Genomic DNA, 21,421 nt, shown 5'->3' with positions numbered 1-21,421 from the left:
CGTGCACAACCCGGTCACCAACACCCTCGACGTGTTCGCCACCGGCACCGACGGGTCCATCTACCGGGCGACGTGGAACCGGGCCGACGGCTGGACACCGTGGATCATGACCGGCACCTGGAAGTTCCGCGGCGTCCCCACCACCGTGTACAACCCCGACACCAGGACCGCCGAGGTCTTCGCCCTGACCACCGACGGCACCATGGCCCACCTCTACAACACCAACGGCGAGGGCTGGTCCGGCTGGTACGTGATCGGCCCCAGCGACTGGAAGTTCGCCGGCACCCCCGCCATCCTCCACAACCCGGCCGCCAACACCCTCGACCTGTTCGCCACCGGCACCGACGCCTCCATGTACCGGGCGACGTGGAGCCGCGCCGGCGGCTGGTCGGCCTGGACCATGACCGGCAGCTGGAAGTTCGGCGGCTCCCCCGCCGCGGTCTACAACCCGGACACCCGGACCGCCGAGGTCTTCGGCCAGGGCACCGACGGCGTCATGGCCCATGCCACCAAGGCCGGCGACGGGGCCTGGTCCGGCTGGTCCGTCGTCGGCCAGATCCCCACGACGGGCTGACCGCACCGACTCCTGCCGTCCCCGGCGAACGCCCGGTACGGCGGCCCCGCCCGGCGGACCGTCGCCCGCTGACCCGAAGAGGAATCCCCATGCCCCGCAAGACCCCGTCCCGCCCCTGGCGCACCGGCGTACTCGCCGCGGCCACCGCCGCCGGCGTACTGGGCACCTGCACCCCGGCCGGCGCCGTGGTCGGCGACGCCGCGCCCGCCGGTTCCTACGCCTTCACCGCCAAGCTGGACATCGGCGACGGCAAGCGCTCCTGCACCGGCGCCCTGGTCGACCCGTTCTGGGTCGTCACCGCCGCCTCCTGCTTCGCCGACGACCCCGCCCGGCCGACGACCGTCCCGGCCGGCCCGCCCGCGCTCCGAACGACCGTCACCGTCGGCCGCACCAACCTCGCCACCACGGCGGGCCAGGTCCGGGACGTCGTCGACCTGGTCCCCCGCGCCGACCGCGACCTGGTCATGCTGCGCCTGGTCAACCCGGTCATCGACGTCGACCCGCTCGCCGTGGCCACCACCGCCCCCACCCCGGGCGAGGAGCTGCTGGTGACGGGCTACGGCCGCACCAGGGCCGACTGGGTGCCCGACAAGCTCCACAGCGCCGCCTTCACCGTCGGCACCGTCCAGCCGACCGGCCTCGCCATCGCCGCCAAATCCCCCGCCGAAGCCGCCGTCTGCAAGGGCGACACCGGCGGCCCCGCCCTGCGCAAGGTCGGCGACCACTACGAACTCGCCGCCCTCAACAGCCGCTCCTGGCAGAACGGTTGCCTCGGCGCCGCCCCGACCACGCACACCGGCGCGTACGAGACCCGCACCGACGACCTCGGAAGCTGGATCCAGCAGACCGCCGCCCTCGACTGGACGACCCCGCTCGTCAACACCAACAGCGGCAAGTGCCTGGAGATCGACGACTCCCTCCTGACCGACGGCGCCCGCGCCCAGCAGTGGACCTGCCACGGCCTGCTGACCGCCCGCTGGACCTTCCACTGGGCCGACGACGCCTGGGAGGTGCGCAACGCCAACAGCGGCAAGGCCCTGGAGATCGAGAACTCCCTCACGGCCGAAGGCGCCCCCGCCCAGCAGTGGACCTTCCACGGCCTCCCCACCCAGAAGTGGGACCTCGTCAAGGCCGCCGGCGGCTACGCCCTCAGGAACCGCAACAGCGGCAAGGCCCTGGAGATCGACGACTCGCTCACGACCGACGGCGCCCGCGCCCAGCAGTGGACCTTCTACGACCTCCCCACCCAGAAGTGGGCCTTCTCGTACTGACCCCCGGGAACGACCCGGAACCTGCGCCCAGAACCCGAGCCCGGAACCCGGAAGCGCCCCGGGCCCGGAACCGACCCGAAGAGGAATCCCCATGCCCCGCAAGACCCCGTCCCGCTCCTGGCGCACCGGCGTACTCGCCGCGGCCACCGCCGCCGGCGTGCTGGGCACCTGCGCGCCGGCCGGCGCCGTGGTCGGCGACGCCGCCGCCGACGGCTCCTACGCCTACACCGCCCGCCTGGCGATCGGCGACGGCCTGCGCACCTGCACCGGCGCCCTGGTGGACCGCAACTGGGTGCTCACCGCGGCCTCCTGCTTCGCCGACGACCCGGCGCAGCCGCAGGCCCCGGCCGCCGGTGCGCCGAAGTGGAAGACCACCGCCACCGTCGGCCGCACCGACCTGACCACCTCCGGCGGCAAGACCTCCGAGGTCTCCGAGCTGGTGCCGTACCAGGGCCGTGACCTGGTCATGGCCCGCCTCGCGACGCCCGTCGACGGCATCGCCCCGATCGCGGCCGCCTCCACCGCCCCCGCCGCCGGGCAGCCGCTGCGGGTGCCCGGGTACGGGCGCACCAAGGACGAGTGGGCGCCGCTGAAGCTGCACACCGGCGCGTTCTCGCTCGACACGGTGAGCGCGACGGGCCTCGGCGTCACCGGCACGGGCGGCGCGGCGGTCTGCAAGGGCGACACCGGCGCCCCGGTGGTCCGCGAGACGGGCGGCAGGGCCGAGCTGGTCGCCGTCGCCTCCCGCTCCTGGCAGGGCGGCTGCCTGGGCGCCCCCGCCGGCGAGACCCGCACCGGCGCGTACGGCGCCCGGGTCGACGACGTCGCCGGCTGGGTCCAGCAGGTGCGGGCCAGGTCCTGGGGCTGGAAGACCCGGGCCCTGGTGCGCGGCGACGCCGACCTGTACCTCACGACCCGTCTCTACGACGGTTCGTGGACGCCGTACGAGGACGTCCAGGCGGCGGCCGGGAACATCGGCGGTGTGCGCGCCGTCTCCTCGGTCGGCATCGACGGCGACACCCACGTCCTCGCGCTCGGCGGTGACGGGCACCTGCACTACGCCGTCCACAACCTGGACGGCGGCTGGGGCCAGAAGTTCGTCGACCTCAACACCACCGTCGCCGACCTCGGCGGCATCACCCAGGTCTCCATCGCCAACGTGGACGGCGCCCTGCACATCGTCGTCGTGGCGAACGGGCGGCTCCTGCACAGCAGCCGCCCCGCGAACGGCCGGTGGAGCGTCTTCGGGGTGGTCACCGACGAGACCGGGCCGCTCACCGGCATCACGTCGATCGCCACCGCCGGCGTCCGCGGCGGGGAGCTGCACATCGCCGCCGTGTCCGGGGGGAAGGTCTCCCACACCCGTCGCTTCGCGTCCGGGGCCTGGTCCTCCTGGACGTCGGTCGCCGGGGCCGCCGGGGCCACCGCGCCGGTGACCGGCGTCGCCGTCACCCCGCAGGACAGGGACCTCGATGTCGTCGTCGTCACGAGCGGCGGGCAGTACCACACCGTGCGCTACGCGAACGGAAGTTGGCGGCCGTTCGACTCCCTCGCCGGCGCCGCCGGGACCAGCGTCAGCGCCGCGCCCGTCGACACCGACGCCCGGTTCGCCGTCACCACCGCCGACAACAGGGTGCTGCTGACCTCCCGTCACGGCGACGGCACCTGGACCGCCCCGGAGTACCTCGACCTCACCGCCGTGCCCGGCAACCACACCGGCACCTCGATCAGCGCCTCCCTCTGATCACCGCACCCGTCCGGCGGGTGTGCTCAGAGCAGCGCCAGCACCACCGCGAGGGCGGCGGCGGCCAGCCAGGCCGCCGCCGCCACGGCCATCGCCAGGCCCCACGGCCAGTGCTGGGACAGCATCAGCGCGCCGCCGAACCCGGTGGCGAGGAACAGTGAGATCGCGGTTCCCAGCGGGACCCGCCAGTCGCCCTCGCTCTGGAACGTCCCGGTCAGGCCGCGGACCAGCAGCGTCGTGCCCGCGCCGACCAGCAGCGCGACCCCGGTCATGGCGAGCCACGGGGTGCTCGGCGGCTCGGTGCGGCGGCCCTGGTAGGCGATGTCGGCGACCCGGCCGTGCCAGAGCCTCAGCTCGACCACGGAGCCGACGTCCACGGCGTCGTAGAACGACTCCCTGACCGGGTAGGTGTCGCTCGGCCCGTTCTCCCGCGCCACCGCGATCCCGTACGAGGTCGAGTCGTTGCCCGGGTCCGCCCACTTCCTCGTCACCCGGCCGCTCTCCGAGCGCAGGCAGTCCTCCTGCGGCCCGGCGGCCCGGGCCTCGCAGGCGGGTGCGTCGAGGTAGGCGCCGCGGGCGTCGTACGCGGCGTCGAACCGGACGAAGCCGATCGCCACAACTGCCAGTCCCAGCAGGGCGAGCAGGCCGCGCAGCAGCAGCGCGCCGGCCGCCCGTCCGCGCCCGCCCCGCAGGCCGTCCGTCTTCCCCATGGGTCCCCTCCCGCCCGTCGGACCAGGTCATTGTGCCCTCGGGGCGGCGCGGGGGCCATCGGTGTCTCCGCACCCCCGCGCGTCAACCCCGGCCGCGCGGGTTCGCCCGATCGGGGGGCGCGCGCCCGGTGCGCGCCCGGCGGGCCGTAGCGTCGTCACGGCGGACGGCGAGGGGCGGCCGCGCGGGGCCTTCGGGAGGGGTGGCGGGAGTGCGGGTCGGGCGGGTGCTGGGACTGGTGGCGGCGGCGGTGCTGGTGACGGCGGGGTGCGGCGGCGAGCCGACGGAGAGGTCCCTGCCGCAACGGGGCGAGGAGCGGCCGACGGCGCTGGTGTACCGGGGGCCGGCCGCCTGCGACGGGTGCCCGGAGGCGGCGCGGGGGCTGCTGGAGCGGGCCGGGTTCGCGGTGCGGTTCATCGGGCCCCGGGAGCGGGTGCGGTTCGGCCCGGCGGCGCTGGCCGACGCGGCGGTGTACGTGCAGCCGGGCGGCACCAACGGGCAGGAGGTGGGCACCGCGTGGGACCTGCTGGCCCGCGAACCGGGCTTCTCCCCGGACCTGGTGCGCGCCTACGTGCGCGGCGGCGGCCGCTACCTGGGGCTGTGCATGGGCGGCTACCTGGCCGGCGACCCCGGCTTCGACCTCCTGCCCGGCGACTCCGGCGAGTACATCCGCTCCCCGGACGCCACCGTCACCGACGAACAGGACGGCCTGGTCGACGTCCTGTGGCGCGGCCGCCCGCAGCGAATGTACTTCCAGGACGGCCCGTACTTCGACGTCGACGGCCCGGGCACGGACGTCCTCGCCCGCTACCCCAACGGCCGCACCGCCGCCGCCGTCGCCCCGTACGGCCGGGGCCGGGTCGCGGTCAGCGGCCCGCACCCGGAGGCCCCGGCCGACTGGTACGGCGACTACGGGCTGCCCGACCACTCCGCCACCGGCCTCACCCTCGGCGAGGACCTGCTCCACACCCTGACCGCCCCCACCCCGACCTCCGGCCCCACGCCCACGCCCGCACCCTGAGCCTGACGCCGGACCGGCGGTGCGAAGCGGGTACCCGGTGGCCGCAACGGTCGGCCCCTGCCCCCCGGCAGTGCGCCGGGGGGGCAGGGGCCGCGCGGGGACGGGCGGGCCGTCAGCCGTGCGAGAAGGTGATCCGCGGCAGCACCCGGTCCAGCCAGCGGGGGGTGTGCCAGGCGGCGTGCCCGGTCAGGCGCAGCAGGACGGGGAGCAGGACGAGGCGGACCAGGGCGGCGTCGAGGAGGACGGCGGTGCCGAGGACGATGCCCATCTCCTTGGGCGGGAGCGGGCCGGACAGGGCGAAGGTGAAGAACACCGCGACCATGACGCCGGCGGCGGCGAAGACGACCCGGCCGGAGTGGGCCAGGGCCCCGGTCATGGCGGCCTTGGGGTCGCCGGTGCGTTCGTAGTGCTCCTTGGCGGAGGCGAGGAGGAAGACGGTGTAGTCCATCGCGATGGCGAAGATCATCGCGAAGAAGAACACCGGTGCCCAGCCGTCCAGGAAGCCCTGCGGGGTGAAGCCCAGCAGGCCGGCTCCGTGGCCGTCCTGGAAGACCAGGCGGGCGACGCCGAAGGCGGCTCCGGTGGACAGCAGGCTGGCGGCGGTGCCGAGGGCGGCGATCAGCGGGGCGCGCAGGGCGGCGAGCAGCAGCAGGAAGCCGAGGGCCATGACGACGCCGATGACCAGCGGGGTCTTCTCGGTGAGCAGGTGCTGCAGGTCGAGGTTCTCGACGGCGGCGCCGCCGACCATGGTGCCGGCGGGCAGTTCGGCGCGCAGGGTGTGGACGGTGCCGGAGAGGTCGGGGCTGGAGGGGTCGACGGTGGGCACGGCCTGGATCATCGACCAGCCGGAGCCGTCGGCGGCGGCCTGGGCGGGCATGGCGGCGGCGATGCCGGGGGTGGTGGCGACCCGGGCGGCGACCTCGGCGGCGCGGTCGGTGGGGGTGAGGATCTGCAGGGTGCCGGGGGCGCCGGGGCCGAAGGCCTGCTGGACGGCGGTGTAGCCGGCGCGGGCGCTGGCGTCCTCGGGCAGGACGGTGATGGACGGCATCGCGGTGCGCAGTCCGATGACGGGGGCGGCGAGGGCGATCAGCGCGGCGAGGGCGAGGGCGCCGTAGCGCAGCGGGTGCTTCCAGAGGCGTTCGCCCCAGGCGGCGAAGCGCGGGGAGGCGGGTGGGGTGGACTTGGTCCAGGGCAGGGAGAGGGCGTCGACGCGGTGGCCGAGGCGGCCGAGGACGGCAGGCAGCAGGGTGAGGGTGGCGGCGAGGACGAACAGGACGGCGAGCATGATGCCGCCGGCCATCGAGCGGAACGCCGGGGAGGGGACGAGCATCACGGCGGAGAGGCTGACCAGGACGGTGGCGCCGGAGAGCAGGACGGCCTTGCCGGCGGTGTCCATGGTCTCGGCGACGGCGCGCACGGCTCCCTCGTCGGAACGGCCGGCGGAACGGCCGTCGGCCCGGCGGGCGGCGCGGAAGCGCATGACGAGGAAGAGCGCGTAGTCGATCCCGAGGGCCAGGGCGAACATCATGGCGAAGTTCATCGCCCAGACGGACACCGGGAAGAGGTGGCTGATCAGGACGAGGGAGCCGGCCGAGGCGGCGAGGCCGGCCATGGTGAGCAGCAGGGGCAGTCCGGCGGCGACGAGGGAGCCGAAGGCGAGTACCAGGATGGCGAGGGTGACCGGCCAGGACATGACCTCGGACTTCATCATGGCGTCGTGGTTGGCCTTGTTGAAGTCGCTCCACAGGACGGAGGCGCCGGTGGCGTGGACGCTGACGCCGTCCGTGGACAGGGCGCCGAGCGGTCCCTTGAGGTCGTCGGCGGCGCGGACCATGTCGTCGGGCGAGGCGGCGGCGCCGGCGAGCAGGACGGCGGTGCGGCCGTCGGGGCTGATGGTGGCGCCGGGCTGGGGCGTGACGACGGTGGACACCCGCGGGTCGGCGGCGGCGAGGTCGTGCGCCTCGGTGATCACCTTCTGGACGGCCGGGTCGGTGACGGGGCGGTCGGCGGCGACGACGATCTGGATCGCGGAGGAGGCGTTGCCGGCGAAGTGCCGCTCGGCGAGTTCGCGGACCTGGACGGACTGGGAGCCGTCGGCCTGCCAGCCGGCGCCGGACAGCGCGCTGGTGACCTTGGGGGCGAAGGCGCCGAGGCCGATGACGACGATCAGCCAGCCGACCAGGACGGCCTTGAAGTGCCGGGTCGACCACACCCCGAGGCGGCCGAGCGGCCCGGGTCGGCCGTTCTCGGGGGCGCCGCCGCTGCCGGGGGCGTCGGGGGGCGGGGCGGCGGGCCGTACGGCTTCGGCGGGGCGGTTCACGTGGTGCTCCGTTCTCGGGCGCCGGGGAGGTCCGGAGGCCCGAAAAAATACGGGTGGGGGTATCTCGACCAGCGACAACAGCACCCGTCCCGCCTTTCATTCCGCCCCGGCCGCCCCTGCCCCGACGGCCCCGGCCCCGGCCCCGGCCGCCCCGGCCCGCCGACCGCCCCCGCCGGCTAGCCGATCACCGCGTCCACCTCGACCTCCACCAGCCAGCGCTCGTCGATGAAGCGCGACACCTCCACGAAGGTGGTGACCGGGCGGATCTGCGCGAAGCGCTCGCCGTGGGCGCGCGCGGCCTCCCGCCACTGGCTCATGTCGGTGAGCATGACGCGGGTCCGTACGACGTCCGCGAGGGTGGCGCCCGCCTCCCGCAGGGCGGCCTCGGCGATGTCCAGGCAGCGGACGGTCTGGGCGTAAACGTCGCCCTGGCCGACCGTCGTGCCCTGCTCGCTGATCGGGGCGGTGCCCGCGACCGCGACGTGGTTGCCCTTGCGCACGGCGCGGGAGAAGCCGATCCGCGGTTCGAGGGGCGAGCCGGAACTGACTGTCTGTCGAGTGCTCTCCATCGCACCATGGTGCCGCACTAGTGCACCCGTCGGGCCGTCTGCCCGCACGAACGCCCCCGCGCGCCGCCGGACCTGCCCCGGAGCACCCCACCGCACTAGTGCACCATCCTCAAATAGCCCCACGGCAAGGCTTGTTGGCGCCGACGCGTACGGCGTACATTCGGCGGCATGGAACACCTGGACCACCCGACGGGCACCGATGCCCCCGCCACCGACGTCCTCGTCTCCGGCGCCGGGATCGCCGGCCCCGCCCTCGCCTACTGGCTGCGCCGCCACGGCTTCACCCCCACCGTCGTCGAGCGCGCCGCCGGCCCGCGCCCCGGCGGGCAGGCCGTCGACCTGCGCGGCGCCGGGCGCACCGTGATCGAGCGGATGGGGCTGATGGAGCGGGCCCGCGCGCTGCGCGTCGAGCAGCACGGCATCGCCCTGGTCGACCGGCGCGGGCGGGCCACCGCCCGGATACCCGTCGGGCTGTTCGACGGCGAGGGGATCGTCTCCGAGATCGAGATCCTCCGCGGCGACCTCGCCGACCTGCTGCGCGAGGCCACCGACGGCGTCGAGTACCTCTGGGACGACACCGTCACCGCGCTCGACCAGGACGCCGGGGGCGTCACCGTCACCTTCGAGAACGCCCCCGCCCGCCGCTTCGCCCTGGTCGTCGGCGCGGACGGGCTGCACTCCGCCGTCCGCCGCCTCGCCTTCCGCCCCGGCAACGGCGACGGCGACGGCACAGACGGCACAGACGGCACCGAAGGCGCCCACTACCGGCCGCTCGGCGGCTGCCACGCCTGGTTCACCGTCCACGACCCCGCCCTCGCCCGCGAGCTCGACGGCTGGTTCCTGATGTACAACGCCCCCGGCGGCCTGGTCGCCGGCGCCCGCCCCGGCCGGCTGCCCGGCGAGGTCAAGGCCTCCCTCGGCCTGCGCCGCGCGCCCGCGGCGTACGACCGCCGCGACACCGCCGCCCAGCGGCGCCTGCTCGCCGAGCGCTTCGCCGGAGCCGGCTGGGAGGTGGACCGGCTGCTCGCCGGGATGCGCACCGCCGGGGACTTCGCCTTCGACACCTTCGGCCAGGTCCACCTCGACCACTACAGCCGCGGCCGCGTCGCCCTGCTCGGCGACGCCGGGTACAGCCCGAGCCCCCTGACCGGCCTCGGCACCAGCCTCGCCCTGGTCGGCGCCTACCTGCTGGCCGGTGAACTCGCCGCCGCCGCAGGCGACTTCCGTACCGCCTTCGCCCGCTACGAGGAGCTGATGCGCCCCTACGCCACCCGGGCCCAGGAGCTGCCGCCCGGCGGCCTGGGCGGCTACGCCCCGGACAGCGCCCTGGCGATCCGCCTGCGCGCCGCCTCCATGCGCTGGATGGGCCGCTGGCCGCTGCGCCCCGTGCTGGCCGCCCAGTTCGCCAAGGCCGGCGACATCGCCCTGCCCGACTACCCGCTGCCCGATCGCACGCTGCCCGCCCGGACCGCCTGAGCCCCAGGCTCGACCGCGCCCGCCCGGCTACGCCGTGCGCGGCTGGTTGAAGCGCAGCATGTTGCCCGACGGGTCGCGGAAGGCGCAGTCGCGCACCCCGTAGGGCTGGTCCATCGGCTCCTGGAGGACCTCGGCGCCGGCCGCCCGGATGCGTTCGAAGGTGGCGTCGCAGTCGTCGGTGCGGAAGATGACGCCGCGCAGCAGGCCCTTGGCGAGGAGTTCGGCGGCGGCCCGGCGGTCGGCCTCGGAGGCGTGCGGGTCGGCCAGCGGGGGCTCCAGGACGATCTCCACGCCGGGCTGGTCGGGCGAGCCGACGGTGACCCAGCGCATGCCCTCGAAGCCGACGTCGTTGCGCACTTCGAAGCCGAGGACGTCGCGGTAGAAGGCGAGCGCCCGGTCGTGGTCGTCGACGGCGATGAAGCACTGCGCGAGTTCGATGCTCATGCCCGTCACGCTACGGGAGCACCGGGGCCGCCGTCGCTCCCGTTCCCCTTCGCCCCCTTGGCCTCCTTCGCCTCCTTGGCCTCCGCGCGCCGCACCGGGCGGGTGCCGATCTTGGCGACGCAGGCCGGGATCGCCGCGCCCTGCTCGTGGTCGCGGGCCCGGTAGGCGCTGGGGCTCTGCCCGACCAGCTCGGTGAAGCGGGTGCTGAAGGAGCCCAGCGAGGTGCAGCCCACCGCCATGCAGACCTCGGTCACGCTCAGGTCCCCGCGCCGCAGCAGCGCCTTGGCCCGCTCGATCCGGCGGGTCATCAGGTAGGTGTACGGGGTCTCGCCGTAGGCGGCGCGGAAGCTGCGCGAGAAGTGGCCGGAGGACATCAGCGCGGTGCGGGCCAGCGCCGGCACGTCCAGCGGCTGCGCGTACTCGCGGTCCATCCGGTCCCGGGCCCGGCGCAGCCGCACGAGGTCGTCGAGCGGCACGCGGCCCGCGGACGGGGACGAGGTAGAAGACGGGGACGAGGACGGGGACGACACACCGGCCACCGTACCGACTGCCACCGACAGACGGCGCCCGGCCCATCCGTCCACCCCGTCCCCCGCCCGGCGCAGCCCGCTCGCGCCCGCCCCGCCGCGCCGACCACCCTGGAGCGGGGGCCGGACGGCGGAGAGGGCGACAGGGGTGGACGGCGAGGACGGGCAGCCCACCGCCCCGCGCGCGCCCGGCAACCGGGCGGTGGTGCTCGGCGTGCTGGCCGCGACCGTCGCGGTGCTGCTCGTCCAGGCGGTCAGCGGCACCAGTGCCCGCCTGGTGCTGCTGCTGGTGTTCCTGCCCGCGCTGCTGGCGGGCCTGGGCACCGTGGCCCAGACGGTGGCGGCCTCGGTGTGGGTGACCGCCGTGGTGGTGGCCCACTCGGTGCTGTTCCCGCCCGGGGACCTGCCGGCCCGCCTGGGCACCCTGCTGGGCGTGGTCGCCGCCGAGGCCGCCGTGATCGGCCTGTGCGCGCGGCGGGTGCGGCGCGAGCGGCAGCTGTCGCGGATGCGGCAGGTCGCCGTCGCCCTCCAGCGCCAGCTGCTGCGCCCGCTGCCCGTCACCACCCCGGACGTGCGCCTGGACGGGCTGTACCGGCCGCTGGAGCAGGACGCCATGGTCGGCGGCGACCTGTACGACGTCGCCGAGACCCCGCACGGCACCCGGGTGCTGGTCGGCGACGTCCAGGGCAAGGGCCTGCTCGCGATCGGGACGGGCTTCGCGGTGCTGAGCGCCTTCCGGGAGGCGGCCTTCCGCGAGCCGCGGCTGACCGCCGTCGCCGACGCCCTGGAGGCGGCGGTGGAGCGGCACAACGCCTACGCGGAGCAGAGCGGCGAGCAGGAACGGTTCGTCACGGCCACCGTGCTCTGCGTCCGCGCCCCGGACAGCAACGACGAGAGCACCGACGACGAGGGCCGCGCCACCGAGGTGCGGGCCGTCAACTGCGGCCACCTCTCCCCCTACCTGCTGCGCCCCGACGGCCGGGTGGAGCCCGTCCCCCTGGACGCCGGGCTCCCGCTCGGCCTCGCCGCCCTGGCCGCCACCGGCGAACCGCGCCCCGAGCGGCGCTTCACACTGCCCGGGGACGGGGTGCTGGTGCTGCTCACCGACGGCATCACCGAGGCCCAGGACGCCTCCGGCGCGTTCTACCCGGTCGAACGGGGCCTGGCCGACCTCGCCGCCGTCCCCGCCGACGCCCTGCCCGAGGCCCTCGACCGGCGGGCCCGGCGCTGGAGCGGCGGGAGCAGCCGCGACGACGTCACCGTCCTCGCCCTGCGCCCCGCCCCGGAACCGCCGGAACCGCCGGCCCGGTAGCCCGGTAGCCGCCCGGGACGGGCCGAACAGGGCCGAACAGGGCCGTACGGGGCTGTACACGGCCGTACGGGGCCGTTCGGGACCGTCCATGGGGCCGTCCGGCCCTTGACCCCCGGCTGCGGGCTCCACCTGCGGCGATCTAGGGTGCAGGCATGATCCCCACACCGATACCCAGCCCCGAGCCCACCCGGCTCGACGGTCCGACGGACGACTTCCTGACCGACCCCGCCCAGGCGCTGCGGGTGATGATGCAGGGCAACGCCCGGTTCGTGGCGGGCAACCCCGAGCACCCCAACCAGGACGCCGGGCGCCGCGCGGCGCTCGCCCCGGCGCAGCGGCCCTTCGCGGTGCTGTTCGGCTGCTCGGACTCCCGGCTGGCCGCCGAGATCATCTTCGACCAGGGCCTGGGCGACCTCTTCGTGGTGCGCACCGCCGGGCACGTCACCGGCGCGGAGGCGCTGGGCAGCATCGAGTACGGGGTGAGCGTGCTGGACTGCCCGCTGGTGGTGGTGCTGGGGCACGACTCCTGCGGTGCGGTGGCGGCGGCGCTGGACTCCCTGGAGCAGGGGCAGCTGCCGGGCGGTTTCGTCCGGGACGTGGTGGAGCGGGTGACCCCGAGCGTGCTGTCCGCCAGGGCGGCGGGCATCGAGGACCGGGACGGGATCGTGGACGAGCACATCCGCCAGACCGTGGACCTGCTGGTGGAGCGCTCGCAGGCGCTGGCGGCGCGGATCGCCGAGGGGAAGGTGGCCGTGGTCGGCCTGTCCTACCGGCTGCGCGACGGCCGGGCCCGGCTGGTCTCCGCCCGGGGGCCGGTGGGCTGACGGCGGGCCGCCGCGTCCCGCCCGTCGCCGGGGCGCGGACGCCGTCCTCGGGAAACCGGAGTCGCATCCTCCGGAACTCGATGTCCGATCACCGCCAGCGCCCCCGTGCGGGCGGCGGCAGAGTCGGTGACCGGCAACGATTCCCCATTTCCCGAGGACGGCAGTCTCCCGTGCACAAGGTCATCGATCTCAAGGTCCTGTACTTCGGCACCCCCGTGGTGCTGATCGGCTCGCGCAACGAGGACGGCAGCGCCAACCTCATGCCGATGTCCTCGGCCTGGTGGCTGGGGCAGTCGTGCGTGCTCGGCCTGGGCGACAGCTCGCAGACCGCCGAGAACCTGCGGCGCGAGGGCGAGTGCGTGCTCAACCTGGCGTCCTCCGCGCAGGTGGACGCGGTGGACGCCCTCGCGCTGCTGACCGCCAAGCCGCGGATCGCCGAGTACCGGCTGCGGCAGGGCTACCGCCACGAGCGGCGCAAGTTCGAGGCCGCCGGGCTGACCGAGGTGCCCGGCGAGCTGGTGCGGGCGCCGCGCGCCGCCGAGTGCCCGGTGCAGCTGGAGTGCCGGGTGGAGTCGGCGACGGCGCTGGCGGGCGGCGGGCGCACCGCCTTCGAGGTGACGGTGGTGCGCGCCCACGTCGAGGAGAGCCTGCTGGTGCCCGGCAGCGACCACTACGTCGACCCGGTCGGCTGGGACCCGCTGATCATGAAGTTCTGCGAGTTCTTCGGCGACGGGCGGCGCCTGGCCCCCTCCCGCCTCGCCGAGGGCTGGCAGATGCCCGGGCGGCTGCCCGCCGCCGTGTGACGTGGCGTCCGCCCGGCGGCTCCGCTCGGGACGTCCGCTCGGGACGTCCGCTCACCGGTGGTGCTCAGGGCGCGACGGTCGCCCCGCAGGAGTCGCACACCCGCGTCGCGGGCAGCTCCAGGAAGCAGCTCGGACAGATCGCCGGCGGGCGCGGCGGCGCGGCGACGGCGGCCTTGCGCTCCACCGAGGCCCGCAGGCGCGGGGCCAGGGCGGGTGTGCCGCCGTCGGCGGGCAGGTCGGCGGCGAAGTGCCGGTAGCAGGCCAGGCGGGCGGCGGCCGCGTGCTGCTCGCGGTCCATCTCGGCGGCCACCGGCGGCTGTCCGGCCACCGCCAGCACCTCCTGGTAGCCGGGCCCGACCTTGCCGTCGGTGGCGTGCACCACCAGGGCCGTCAGCGGTGGGTCGCCGCGCCGGTGCGCCTCGCGGATCACCAGGGCCAGCACCTTGCCCATCCAGTGCCGCTGGTTGATCCGGGTGCGCACCCCCGAGGCCTCCTGCACCGCCTCGGCGAGGTCCGGGTAGCTGATCACCGCGTGGTAGCGGCGCGCCACCTCCACCAGGGCCGGGTAGGCCGCCCTGGTCCACACGATGTGCGCCTGGCTGGCGCTGACCGCCGAACCGTCCGACGCCCGCCAGTACGTGTGCTGCTCCGTCATCCGCCCGCCCCTGTCCGTCTTGTCCGTTGTGTACGTGTCCGTCCCCCGCGGGCCCCCGCCGGGAGCGAGGCTACCCGGCGCCGGAGCGGCACCCTCGGGCGGGGCCTCGCCTCGGGCGGGGCTTGACTTCAAGTCCTGTTGAAGTCGTGGAATGGGTGCCGACCGCAGCCGTACGGGCAACCCCGCGGTCGATGCCCCGCCCGTACGGAAACCCGTACCGGGGCCGGGGCCGCCGCCTTCCCGATCGTGCCGACGGCGGCCCCGGCCTCCGGGCTCCCCCGTCCACCCCACCCGGCGCCGCGCCCCGCCTCCCGCGCCTCCCGCCTCGCGCGGGCGGGCCGCGCCTGTGAGCCGGAACACGGTTGAGGTTGACCTTGGGTCAGGGTGGAGGCTCCTCTCATCGGGCCCGACGACGACGCGGGCCCCGCGATACGAGGGGGCAGCATGTCCACCACCCACCACTCCGCCCACGGCCCGGACCGCCCGGAGCTGCGACGGGCGGTCGAGGAGATCGCCGGATCCGGTTTCCTCGGCGTGCAGGTGCGGGTGAACGACGCGCACGGCGAGTGGGTCGGCACCGCCGGGTCCCGCGAGCTGGGCCGCGAGGAGAGGCCGCCGGCCGACGGGCACTTCCGCGTCGGCAGCGTCACCAAGAGCTTCATCGCGACCTCGGTGCTGATGCTGGTGGCCGAGGGCCGGCTGGCCCTGGACGACCCGGCCGGCGACCACCTGCCCGGGTTCGGGCTGGACCGGCGGATCACGGTGCGGATGCTGCTCCAGCACACCAGCGGGATCTTCAACCACACCGGCGAGCTGGAGGAGGACGGGACGTTCGTGCCGGGGGTCCCGTGGCGGGGCCGGGAGTGGGTGGAGGACCGCTTCCGCACCTACCGGCCCGAGGAGTTGGTGCGGCTGTCGCTGTCCCGGCCGGCGCGGTTCGCGCCGGGGGCGCGCTGGAGCTACGCCAACACCAACTACGTGCTGGCCCGGCTGGTGGTCGAGCGGGTCACCGGCCGGCCGTTCGCCGAGGAGCTGCGGCGGCTGGTCCTGGAGCCGCTGGGGCTGACCGGGACGGTGGCCCCGGGCGCCTCGCCGGAGGTGCCCGAGCCGCACGGCCGCAGCTACTACCGCTACGAGGACGCCGGGCGGGAGCGGACGGTCGACGTCACCCGGCACAACCCGTCCTGGGTCTCGGGCGGCGGCGACATGATCTCGACCACCCGGGACCTGCACGTGTACTTCTCCGCGCTGATGGGCGGCCGGCTGCTGCCGCCCGGCCTGCTGGCCGAGATGCGCGCGCCGGAGGCGACGGTCGGCTACGGGCTGGGGATCTTCGCCCAGGCCACGGACACGGGCACCGTCTTCCACCACAACGGCGCCACCATCGGCTCGGCCGCGCTGATGTACGGCTCGCCGGACGGCGGCACCACCCTGACCGCCGGGCTGACCTACGTGGACGACGCCGACGTGTCCGTCGCCGCGGCGTTCCAGAGCGCCCAGCGACGGCTCGTCGACGAGGTGTTCGGCACCGGGCCCGGCCCCACGGCATCCGGTCGTACGGCAGGCTGAACGGATGGCAAACGGAGTCACGATCGGGCAGGCGGCCGCGTACGTCGGCGTCACGGTGAAGACGGTGCGGCACTACCACCGGCAGGGGCTGGTCGAGGAGCCGCTGCGCGACGCCTCCGGCTACCGGCGGTACGGGTCGGGCGAATTGCTGCGGCTGGTGCAGGTCCGGACGCTGGCCGCCGCCGGGGTGCCGCTGGCGGAGGTCGGGCCGCTGCTCGACGCCGACGGCGAGCGGTTCGCCACCGCCCTCGCCGACGTGGAGCGGCGCCTGACCGAGCGGATCACGGAACTGACCGCCCGCCGCGACACCCTGCACCGGCTCGCCGACGGCGACCGGGCCCTGCTGCCCGACCGCGCCTGCGCGGTCCTGGAGCGGATGCCCGGGCTCGGCTTCGGCCCCGACTACGTGGCGGCGCAGCGCGAGGCCCTGGTGCTGGCGCGGGCGCTGGTGCCGGAGGGCTTCGACGGCCTCCTCGCCCAGCTCGAACTGCGCCTGGACGACCCGGGGTTCGTCGAGCTGACCAGACGCGGCCAGGAGGCCGAGGCCTGGGAGCCGGACGATCCGAGGGTCGAGGAGCTCGCCGCCGCCATGGCCGACCACTACCTCGCCAACCCCGCCCTGCTGGGCGACCCGGCCGGCCTGCGCGCCTGGGCCAGGGCCGCCACCCAGTACCGGCTGATCGACCGCCACCGCGACGACCAGGCCCCGGTCTCGGCCCGGCTGACCGCGCTCACCGAGGCCCGGCTGCGCGCCGCCGGCGTCCCGTCCCCGCACCGGTAGCGCCCCCGGCCGCCCACGGGAAGCCGGGCCGACTTCCCGCGCGGCCCCCGCCGGTCACCAGCCCGGCCGGGGCTCCGGGGCGATGGTGATCAGCGGGTGGAAGTGGGCGAGTTCGGCGGGCTCGTCGACGGGGCCGCCCTCGGCCTCGATCCAGGCGTGGGCGCGGAACGGGGCGGTGCGCACGCCGGTTCGCCAGGTCGGCCAGGCGCCCCGGGTGCGGCACAACAGGGCTGCGGCGATGGAGCGTTGGAGGCAGCCCTGGCCGGCGCAGCGCATGCTGAGGGCGACCACGGCCTGCCGGGCGGCGAGGGCCTCGGCGCGGTCGGCGGGCCGGGCGCCGCGGCGCAGGGCGAGCATCACCCGGCGGATGCGGGCCGGGGGGAGCCGCTCGATCAGCCGGGCCGCGCCGATCGCCGCGAGGGCGGCGGGCCGCCGGTGCCAGGGCGGGCGGCCGGCGCGGGTGGCGTGGGCGTGCAGGCTCATCCGGCGGTGCCCGCTCCCGTGCCGGCCGGTCCGCCGGTGCCCGGCCCGGTGGTGCTCTGTCCGCCGGTGACCAGTCCGGCGGTGCGCAGGGTCTCGTGCAGCCGGTCGACGTCGGCGCGCGCCCGGTCGGCGGTGACGGGGTGGCGGGCGCTGAGGTCGGCGGCGGTCTCCTCGGCGGTGCGGCCGTCCAGCAGGGAGCGCAGGACGAGCAGTGCGGTGCGGTTGAGCTGGTAGTAGCGGCCGGAGCGCTCGTCGAGCAGGACGGCGCCGTCGTCGGTCGGGGTGAGCGTCACGTCGGGGCGCAGCTGGGCGGGCATCAGGTCCCTCCGGTGGTGGCGGCGTGGTGGCGGCTGCCGTGGGCGCGCAGCCAGTGTTCGCAGGCGAGGGTGGCGTCCAGGGCGGCGTAGGGGGTGCCGGTGGGGTAGAGCCCGAGGCAGGCCCGGCGCAGGGCGTCGGGGTCGATCAGGCCGGCGCGGGCCAGGGCGCTGTCCTCGGTGAGGGCGGCGATTCGGGCACGGTGGCGGGCGAGGCCCTGGTGGGCGTCGGGGGTGAAGTCGCCCTTGCCGGTGCGGCGCAGGAGGTCGGCGGGGACGTCCGGGGCGAGGGCGGTGGTGAGCAGGGGCTTGTAGGCGAAGGGGGTTCCGCGGGTGGCGGGGTCGGCGGCCAGGCAGGCGTCGAGGACCTGGTCGTCGAGGAAGGGTGTGCTGTACGGGGTGCCGGCGCGGGCGGTGGCGTCGACGAGTTGGCGCATGGCGGAGGCGCTGTGCCGGACCATGCGCAGGACCTGGTGCTGGGCGTGCTGCGGGGCCAGGGGCCGGGCGTCCCTCAGGGCCTTGAGCTGGTCGCGGACCAGGGCGGCGGCGTGCGGGGTGGCCCAGGGCGGCAGCCGGGGTTCGGTTCCCCAGCCGAGGAGTTGGGTGGTGGGCGGCGCGGGGTGGGTGAGGCGGTCGGCGGCGTGGGCGAGCCAGGCGGGGTAGGGGCGGGGGTCGGCGAGGGCGCCGAGGGCGTCGGGCAGTTTCCAGCGCAGGCGGGCGCGGTGTCCGCGCAGGTGGCGGGCGGCGGTGGCGGGGTGGCGCGGGGCGAGGGTGCGCAGGTAGGCGGGGAGGGCCTGGAGGACTTCGTCGCCGCCTTCGCCGCTGATGCGCAGTCGGGCGCCGCGGGCGGCGAGCAGGCGGGCGACGGCCTCGTCGCGGGCCCTGGTGCGGGTCCAGGCGAACGGTTCGTCGCCCTGGGGGCCGGGGGTGTCGGTGTCGGCGAACATCGCGGGGAGGTCCTCGGCGGGCAGGACGAGCCGGATGCCGGGCAGGTGGCGGGCGGCGCGGTCGGCCCAGGGGGCGTCCTCGTGGTGGGGGTCGAGGGAGCCGATGGTGACGGTGAGCAGCTCGGCGGGGCCGGTGGCGGCGAGGAAGCACAGGGGGGTGGAGTCGAGGCCGCCGGACAGGTCGGCGGCGACGAGTCCGCCGTCGCGGGTGCGGGCGGCGACGGCGCGGTGCAGGGCGTGGCGCAGGGCCGCCGCGGCTTCGGCGCGGGGTCGTTCGGGGGCGGGCGGCTGCCAGTGGGCGAGGGTGCGGGCGGGGCCGCCGGGGGCGAGCAGGGCGGTGTGGTGCGGTGGCACGGGGGTGATGCCGGGCCACAGGGGCAGGGTGTCGGCGGGGTGCGGCAGGGGGTGGGCGAGGCGCAGGGCGAGGCGTTCGGTGGACGGGGTGAGGCCGGCCGCGGCGGCCAGGACGTCGGCCCGGTCCGACAGGACGGGGACGCCGTGGACCTCGGCCAGGTGGAGGCGGTGGAGTCCGGACAGCGAGCCGCGGGCGGTGACGGTGCCGCGCACGGTGGCGATCAGGTGGTGGCTGCCGGCCGGGCCGTCGGCGTGGGTGAGGGCGAGGGCGTCGCGCGGGTCGCGGAGGTGTTCGGCGCGGCGGCGCAGCTGGTGGGTGTCGGTGTCGCTGGTGCCGAACACGGCCAGCGCGACCGGTCCGGCCTGGGCGGTGACCGCCGCGTCGGCCGGCCAGTGGCCGAGGATCCAGGGGCGGCCGCTGGGGTGGTGCAGGGCACGGCGCTCGGCCGTGCCCCACACCGCGGCCACCGCGGCTGCTGCGTCGGTGTCCGGCAGGACCACGAACCAGGTCCGCCGGTGGCCGTTCACGGCTCGGTCCTCAGGGGGCGAGGTAGTAGCCGTGGACGTCGGACTGGTTGCCGATGTCGAAGCCCCGGGTGAGGTCCGCGAAGTCGCCGAGTTCGATCATCACCGGGGGCTCGTACACGTCGTCGGTCATGGCAATGTCCTCTCTTGTGCGGGGAGTTGGACACGATCGCCGGCCGGCGGTGCTCCTACTCTTCCTCGTCGGTTCGCCGACGGACAAGCGGCGCCGGGGCCTTCGGCCGGAACCCGACGGCCCGGGCGGGAGTGGCCGCAGGCGCTCGCGGGACTGCTGAGCACCCGGGCGAGCGGGTGGCGGGGGCGGCGGGCGGGAGGCCGGATTCGGCCAGCTCCGGACGAAATGGTGTAGACCTGTCCGCTGCCGGACGGGGCCTCGCCTACGGTCGTCCCATGGCTGACGCATGCTTCGGGCACCCGCGGCTCGCCGCGCTCTACGACCCGCTCGACCCCGACCGCGGCGACCTCGACGCCTACCTGGCGATGGCACGGGAGTTCGGGGCGCGCCGGGTGCTGGACATCGGCTGCGGCACGGGGGTGTTCGCGCTCCTGCTGGCCGGCCGCGGGTTCGAGGTGGTCGGCGTCGATCCCGCCCTGGCCTCGGTGGAGGTCGCGCGGGCCAAGCCGGGTGCCGGGCGGGTGCGGTGGATCCACGGCGACGCGACGGACCTGCCGCCGCTGCGGGTTGATCTGGCGACGATGACGGCGAACGTCGCCCAGGCGATCGCCGGTCCGCGGGCCTGGCGGGGGACGCTGCGGGGGGCCTTCGCGGCGCTGCGGCCGGGCGGGCGGCTGGTCTTCGAGACCCGCGATCCGGGCGCCCGCGCCTGGGAGGAGTGGACGCGCGAGCGCTCCCACCGGGTGACGGAGGTCCCGGGCGCGGGTGCCGTCGAGAGCTGGGTCGACCTGGTCGGGGTGCGCGGGCCGCTGGTGACGTTCCGGTGGACGTACGTGTTCGCGGTGGACGGGCAGGTGCTGACGTCGGATTCGACGCTGCGCTTCCGGGAACGGGCGGAGGTGGAGCGGGACTTGGCCGCCCACGGCTACGTGCTGGAGGAGGTCCGCGACGCTCCCGACCGGCCCGGGCGGGAGTTCGTCTTCGTGGCCCGGCGCCCGTGACCCCCGCCGCTCCGTGACACCCGCCGCTCCGGGGTGCCGTGCGCGGGAAGTCGGCCGGGCCGACTTCCTGTGCGCGGGCTCGGCGGTTCAGGGGAGCAGGGTCTCCCCGTTCGTCCGGCCTTCCACGGCGGTGACGTAGGAGCGGGCGGCGTCGACGGCGAGGATGCCCGGGGCCGGGTCCCGGCCGAGGAGCTGCAGCGTCTCGGCGATCCAGCCGGGGCTGACGAGGTTGATCCGCAGGTCGCGGGGCAGTTCGGCGGCGGCGTTGCGGACGAAGCCCTCCAGCCCGGTGTTGATGACGGCGCCCAGCGATCCACCGACCATCGGGGTGGTGAACGTGCCGCCGGTGAGGGTGATGGAGCCGCCGTCGCGCAGGTGGTGCTGGGCGCGCCGGGCCAGGGCGATCTGGCCCAGCAGCTTGCCCTGCAGCCCGGCGAGGAACTCCTCGTCGGTCGCCGTGGCGAAGTCGACCATCGGGCCCGACACGGCGCAGCAGACGACCGCGTCGAGGTCGGGCAGGCCGGCGAAGAGCGCGTCCAGGGAGTCGGAGTCCTCCAGGTCGACCGTCACCGGGCCGCTGCGCGAGGCCCGTACGACCTGGTGCTCCTTCTCCAGGGCGGTGGCGACAGCGCTGCCGAGTGTGCCGGAGGCTCCGATCACGAGTACCTTCATGCCGTCGATGATCGCATCAAGTGGCCCTCTCAGGAGGACTTTTCGGCAAGGGTGTGGGCGACGAGGGCGTTCGCGTGGCCGTGGCCGATGTTGTGCTCGGTCTTGAGCCAGGCGACGAGCTCCATGTGCCTGGCGAGCGGGGAGGCGCGAATGAGGTCCTTCCACTCCTCGACCGGGCGGCCGTACTTCTTCTCGATGGAGGGGAAATAGGAGGCGGGGCCCTTTACGGCGGGGGCCTTCGCGGCGGTCTCCGCGGTCTTCACGGCGGTCTTCGCAGCAGTCTTCGCAGCGGTCTTCGCGGCGGGGGCGGCGGTCATGGGCGGTTCCTCTCGGGAGGGCGGGAAAGAAGAAGCGGTGCGGTCACGGAGGTAGACCGTGACCGCACCGCGAACTC

23 protein-coding genes are annotated in these 21,421 nt (G+C 75.7%); 11 read left to right on the top strand and 12 right to left on the bottom strand.

The window, feature by feature from the left end; all coding sequences use genetic code 11:
- The 3 genes from ACFVU7_RS34110 to ACFVU7_RS34100 all read left to right on the top strand — a co-directional run.
- Window positions 1–574 (top strand): hypothetical protein (locus ACFVU7_RS34110; protein WP_388049004.1); only part of this gene is annotated, 574 nt, incomplete at its 5' end.
- 89 nt (window positions 575–663) lie between these two features.
- The gene (locus ACFVU7_RS34105) at window positions 664–1,845 is read left to right on the top strand and encodes an RICIN domain-containing protein (protein WP_388049002.1); all 1,182 of its coding nucleotides are present in this window, start codon (window positions 664–666) and stop codon (window positions 1,843–1,845) included.
- Between the two features lie 91 nt (window positions 1,846–1,936).
- A complete protein-coding gene (locus ACFVU7_RS34100; protein WP_388048999.1) occupies window positions 1,937–3,589 on the top strand; it encodes a trypsin-like serine protease in 1,653 nt (550 codons plus the stop codon).
- Window positions 3,590–3,615: 26 nt separating this feature from the next.
- Here the strand turns inward: ACFVU7_RS34100 and ACFVU7_RS34095 are convergent, their stop codons facing one another.
- Window positions 3,616–4,299: a hypothetical protein gene (locus ACFVU7_RS34095; protein WP_388048996.1), complete on the bottom strand. Its 684-nt coding sequence runs from the start codon at window positions 4,297–4,299 to the stop codon at window positions 3,616–3,618.
- 200 nt (window positions 4,300–4,499) lie between these two features.
- On the opposite strand from ACFVU7_RS34095, the gene ACFVU7_RS34090 reads away from it, so the two are divergent.
- A complete protein-coding gene (locus ACFVU7_RS34090; protein ID WP_388048994.1) occupies window positions 4,500–5,318 on the top strand; it encodes a hypothetical protein in 819 nt (272 codons plus the stop codon).
- Window positions 5,319–5,430: 112 nt separating this feature from the next.
- On the opposite strand, the gene ACFVU7_RS34085 is transcribed toward ACFVU7_RS34090, so the two are convergent.
- On the bottom strand, window positions 5,431–7,638 hold the full coding sequence (locus ACFVU7_RS34085; protein WP_388048991.1) for an MMPL family transporter: 2,208 nt from the start codon (window positions 7,636–7,638) through the stop codon (window positions 5,431–5,433).
- A 176-nt stretch (window positions 7,639–7,814) separates the two neighbouring features.
- Window positions 7,815–8,207 carry a RidA family protein gene (locus ACFVU7_RS34080; protein WP_388048988.1) on the bottom strand — a complete coding sequence of 131 codons (393 nt, stop codon included), beginning with the start codon at window positions 8,205–8,207 and terminating at the stop codon, window positions 7,815–7,817.
- Between the two features lie 168 nt (window positions 8,208–8,375).
- On the opposite strand from ACFVU7_RS34080, the gene ACFVU7_RS34075 reads away from it, so the two are divergent.
- Window positions 8,376–9,683, top strand: coding sequence for an FAD-dependent monooxygenase (locus ACFVU7_RS34075; protein ID WP_388048984.1), 1,308 nt, complete (start codon window positions 8,376–8,378; stop codon window positions 9,681–9,683).
- A 27-nt stretch (window positions 9,684–9,710) separates the two neighbouring features.
- Here the strand turns inward: ACFVU7_RS34075 and ACFVU7_RS34070 are convergent, their stop codons facing one another.
- Complete coding sequence (locus ACFVU7_RS34070) at window positions 9,711–10,127, bottom strand: VOC family protein (RefSeq protein ID WP_049654179.1); 417 nt, start codon at window positions 10,125–10,127, stop codon at window positions 9,711–9,713.
- Between the two features lie 5 nt (window positions 10,128–10,132).
- Window positions 10,133–10,603, bottom strand: coding sequence for a helix-turn-helix transcriptional regulator (locus ACFVU7_RS34065; protein ID WP_387969132.1), 471 nt, complete (start codon window positions 10,601–10,603; stop codon window positions 10,133–10,135).
- A 199-nt stretch (window positions 10,604–10,802) separates the two neighbouring features.
- On the opposite strand from ACFVU7_RS34065, the gene ACFVU7_RS34060 reads away from it, so the two are divergent.
- The 3 genes from ACFVU7_RS34060 to ACFVU7_RS34050 all read left to right on the top strand — a co-directional run bounded on the left by ACFVU7_RS34060 (window position 10,803) and on the right by ACFVU7_RS34050 (window position 13,593).
- Window positions 10,803–11,966: a PP2C family protein-serine/threonine phosphatase gene (locus ACFVU7_RS34060; RefSeq protein ID WP_388048981.1), complete on the top strand. Its 1,164-nt coding sequence runs from the start codon at window positions 10,803–10,805 to the stop codon at window positions 11,964–11,966.
- Window positions 11,967–12,211: 245 nt separating this feature from the next.
- On the top strand, window positions 12,212–12,790 hold the full coding sequence (locus tag ACFVU7_RS34055; protein WP_049654174.1) for a carbonic anhydrase: 579 nt from the start codon (window positions 12,212–12,214) through the stop codon (window positions 12,788–12,790).
- 170 nt (window positions 12,791–12,960) lie between these two features.
- Window positions 12,961–13,593, top strand: coding sequence for a flavin reductase family protein (locus ACFVU7_RS34050; protein ID WP_387820988.1), 633 nt, complete (start codon window positions 12,961–12,963; stop codon window positions 13,591–13,593).
- Between the two features lie 64 nt (window positions 13,594–13,657).
- Here ACFVU7_RS34050 and ACFVU7_RS34045 read toward each other — a convergent pair whose 3' ends face one another.
- Window positions 13,658–14,248: a hypothetical protein gene (locus ACFVU7_RS34045; RefSeq protein WP_388048978.1), complete on the bottom strand. Its 591-nt coding sequence runs from the start codon at window positions 14,246–14,248 to the stop codon at window positions 13,658–13,660.
- 444 nt (window positions 14,249–14,692) lie between these two features.
- Here ACFVU7_RS34045 and ACFVU7_RS34040 point away from each other — a divergent pair, with 444 nt between their 5' ends.
- Together ACFVU7_RS34040 and ACFVU7_RS34035 are read left to right on the top strand one after the other, a co-directional pair.
- Entirely contained in the window at window positions 14,693–15,817 is a 1,125-nt protein-coding gene (locus ACFVU7_RS34040) for a serine hydrolase (protein ID WP_049654166.1), read from the top strand.
- A 4-nt stretch (window positions 15,818–15,821) separates the two neighbouring features.
- The gene (locus tag ACFVU7_RS34035) at window positions 15,822–16,598 is read left to right on the top strand and encodes a MerR family transcriptional regulator (protein WP_074001095.1); all 777 of its coding nucleotides are present in this window, start codon (window positions 15,822–15,824) and stop codon (window positions 16,596–16,598) included.
- Window positions 16,599–16,652: 54 nt separating this feature from the next.
- Here the strand turns inward: ACFVU7_RS34035 and ACFVU7_RS34030 are convergent, their stop codons facing one another.
- From ACFVU7_RS34030 to ACFVU7_RS34015, 4 genes are read right to left on the bottom strand one after another with little or no spacing between them, the layout of a single operon-like run.
- A complete protein-coding gene (locus ACFVU7_RS34030; protein ID WP_387820978.1) occupies window positions 16,653–17,081 on the bottom strand; it encodes a lasso peptide biosynthesis B2 protein in 429 nt (142 codons plus the stop codon).
- Entirely contained in the window at window positions 17,078–17,398 is a 321-nt protein-coding gene (locus ACFVU7_RS34025; RefSeq protein ID WP_388048976.1) for a lasso peptide biosynthesis PqqD family chaperone, read from the bottom strand. The genes ACFVU7_RS34030 and ACFVU7_RS34025 overlap by 4 nt, the downstream gene beginning before the upstream one ends.
- Window positions 17,398–19,224: an asparagine synthase-related protein gene (locus tag ACFVU7_RS34020; protein ID WP_388048973.1), complete on the bottom strand. Its 1,827-nt coding sequence runs from the start codon at window positions 19,222–19,224 to the stop codon at window positions 17,398–17,400. The genes ACFVU7_RS34025 and ACFVU7_RS34020 overlap by 1 nt, the downstream gene beginning before the upstream one ends.
- A gap of 10 nt (window positions 19,225–19,234) precedes the next feature.
- On the bottom strand, window positions 19,235–19,354 hold the full coding sequence (locus tag ACFVU7_RS34015; RefSeq protein WP_107086612.1) for a lasso RiPP family leader peptide-containing protein: 120 nt from the start codon (window positions 19,352–19,354) through the stop codon (window positions 19,235–19,237).
- Between the two features lie 275 nt (window positions 19,355–19,629).
- On the opposite strand from ACFVU7_RS34015, the gene ACFVU7_RS34010 reads away from it, so the two are divergent.
- On the top strand, window positions 19,630–20,355 hold the full coding sequence (locus ACFVU7_RS34010) for a class I SAM-dependent methyltransferase (protein ID WP_388048970.1): 726 nt from the start codon (window positions 19,630–19,632) through the stop codon (window positions 20,353–20,355).
- An 87-nt stretch (window positions 20,356–20,442) separates the two neighbouring features.
- Here ACFVU7_RS34010 and ACFVU7_RS34005 read toward each other — a convergent pair whose 3' ends face one another.
- Both ACFVU7_RS34005 and ACFVU7_RS34000 read right to left on the bottom strand, forming a co-directional pair.
- Entirely contained in the window at window positions 20,443–21,027 is a 585-nt protein-coding gene (locus tag ACFVU7_RS34005; RefSeq protein WP_049658590.1) for a short chain dehydrogenase, read from the bottom strand.
- Window positions 21,028–21,056: 29 nt separating this feature from the next.
- Window positions 21,057–21,290: a DUF4287 domain-containing protein gene (locus tag ACFVU7_RS34000; RefSeq protein WP_049658600.1), complete on the bottom strand. Its 234-nt coding sequence runs from the start codon at window positions 21,288–21,290 to the stop codon at window positions 21,057–21,059.
- Between the last annotated feature and the right edge of the window lie 131 nt (window positions 21,291–21,421).

This window comes from Kitasatospora sp. NPDC058046, from assembly GCF_042885595.1.
Classification (GTDB): domain Bacteria; phylum Actinomycetota; class Actinomycetes; order Streptomycetales; family Streptomycetaceae; genus Kitasatospora.
The sequence above is the reverse complement of the archived record's forward strand: the minus strand, read 5'-3'. Positions and strand labels throughout refer to the sequence as shown.

Coding starts and splice junctions, on each gene's coding strand:
- ACFVU7_RS34105 (WP_388049002.1), top strand. CDS start 664: ATGCCCCGCAAGACCCCGTCCCGCCCCTGGCGCACCGGCGTACTCGCC.
- ACFVU7_RS34100 (WP_388048999.1), top strand. CDS start 1,937: ATGCCCCGCAAGACCCCGTCCCGCTCCTGGCGCACCGGCGTACTCGCC.
- ACFVU7_RS34095 (WP_388048996.1), bottom strand. CDS start 4,299: ATGGGGAAGACGGACGGCCTGCGGGGCGGGCGCGGACGGGCGGCCGGC.
- ACFVU7_RS34080 (WP_388048988.1), bottom strand. CDS start 8,207: ATGGAGAGCACTCGACAGACAGTCAGTTCCGGCTCGCCCCTCGAACCG.
- ACFVU7_RS34075 (WP_388048984.1), top strand. CDS start 8,376: ATGGAACACCTGGACCACCCGACGGGCACCGATGCCCCCGCCACCGAC.
- ACFVU7_RS34070 (WP_049654179.1), bottom strand. CDS start 10,127: ATGAGCATCGAACTCGCGCAGTGCTTCATCGCCGTCGACGACCACGAC.
- ACFVU7_RS34055 (WP_049654174.1), top strand. CDS start 12,212: ATGATGCAGGGCAACGCCCGGTTCGTGGCGGGCAACCCCGAGCACCCC.
- ACFVU7_RS34045 (WP_388048978.1), bottom strand. CDS start 14,248: ATGACGGAGCAGCACACGTACTGGCGGGCGTCGGACGGTTCGGCGGTC.
- ACFVU7_RS34040 (WP_049654166.1), top strand. CDS start 14,693: ATGTCCACCACCCACCACTCCGCCCACGGCCCGGACCGCCCGGAGCTG.
- ACFVU7_RS34035 (WP_074001095.1), top strand. CDS start 15,822: ATGGCAAACGGAGTCACGATCGGGCAGGCGGCCGCGTACGTCGGCGTC.
- ACFVU7_RS34030 (WP_387820978.1), bottom strand. CDS start 17,081: ATGAGCCTGCACGCCCACGCCACCCGCGCCGGCCGCCCGCCCTGGCAC.
- ACFVU7_RS34025 (WP_388048976.1), bottom strand. CDS start 17,398: ATGCCCGCCCAGCTGCGCCCCGACGTGACGCTCACCCCGACCGACGAC.
- ACFVU7_RS34015 (WP_107086612.1), bottom strand. CDS start 19,354: ATGACCGACGACGTGTACGAGCCCCCGGTGATGATCGAACTCGGCGAC.
- ACFVU7_RS34010 (WP_388048970.1), top strand. CDS start 19,630: ATGGCTGACGCATGCTTCGGGCACCCGCGGCTCGCCGCGCTCTACGAC.
- ACFVU7_RS34005 (WP_049658590.1), bottom strand. CDS start 21,027: ATGAAGGTACTCGTGATCGGAGCCTCCGGCACACTCGGCAGCGCTGTC.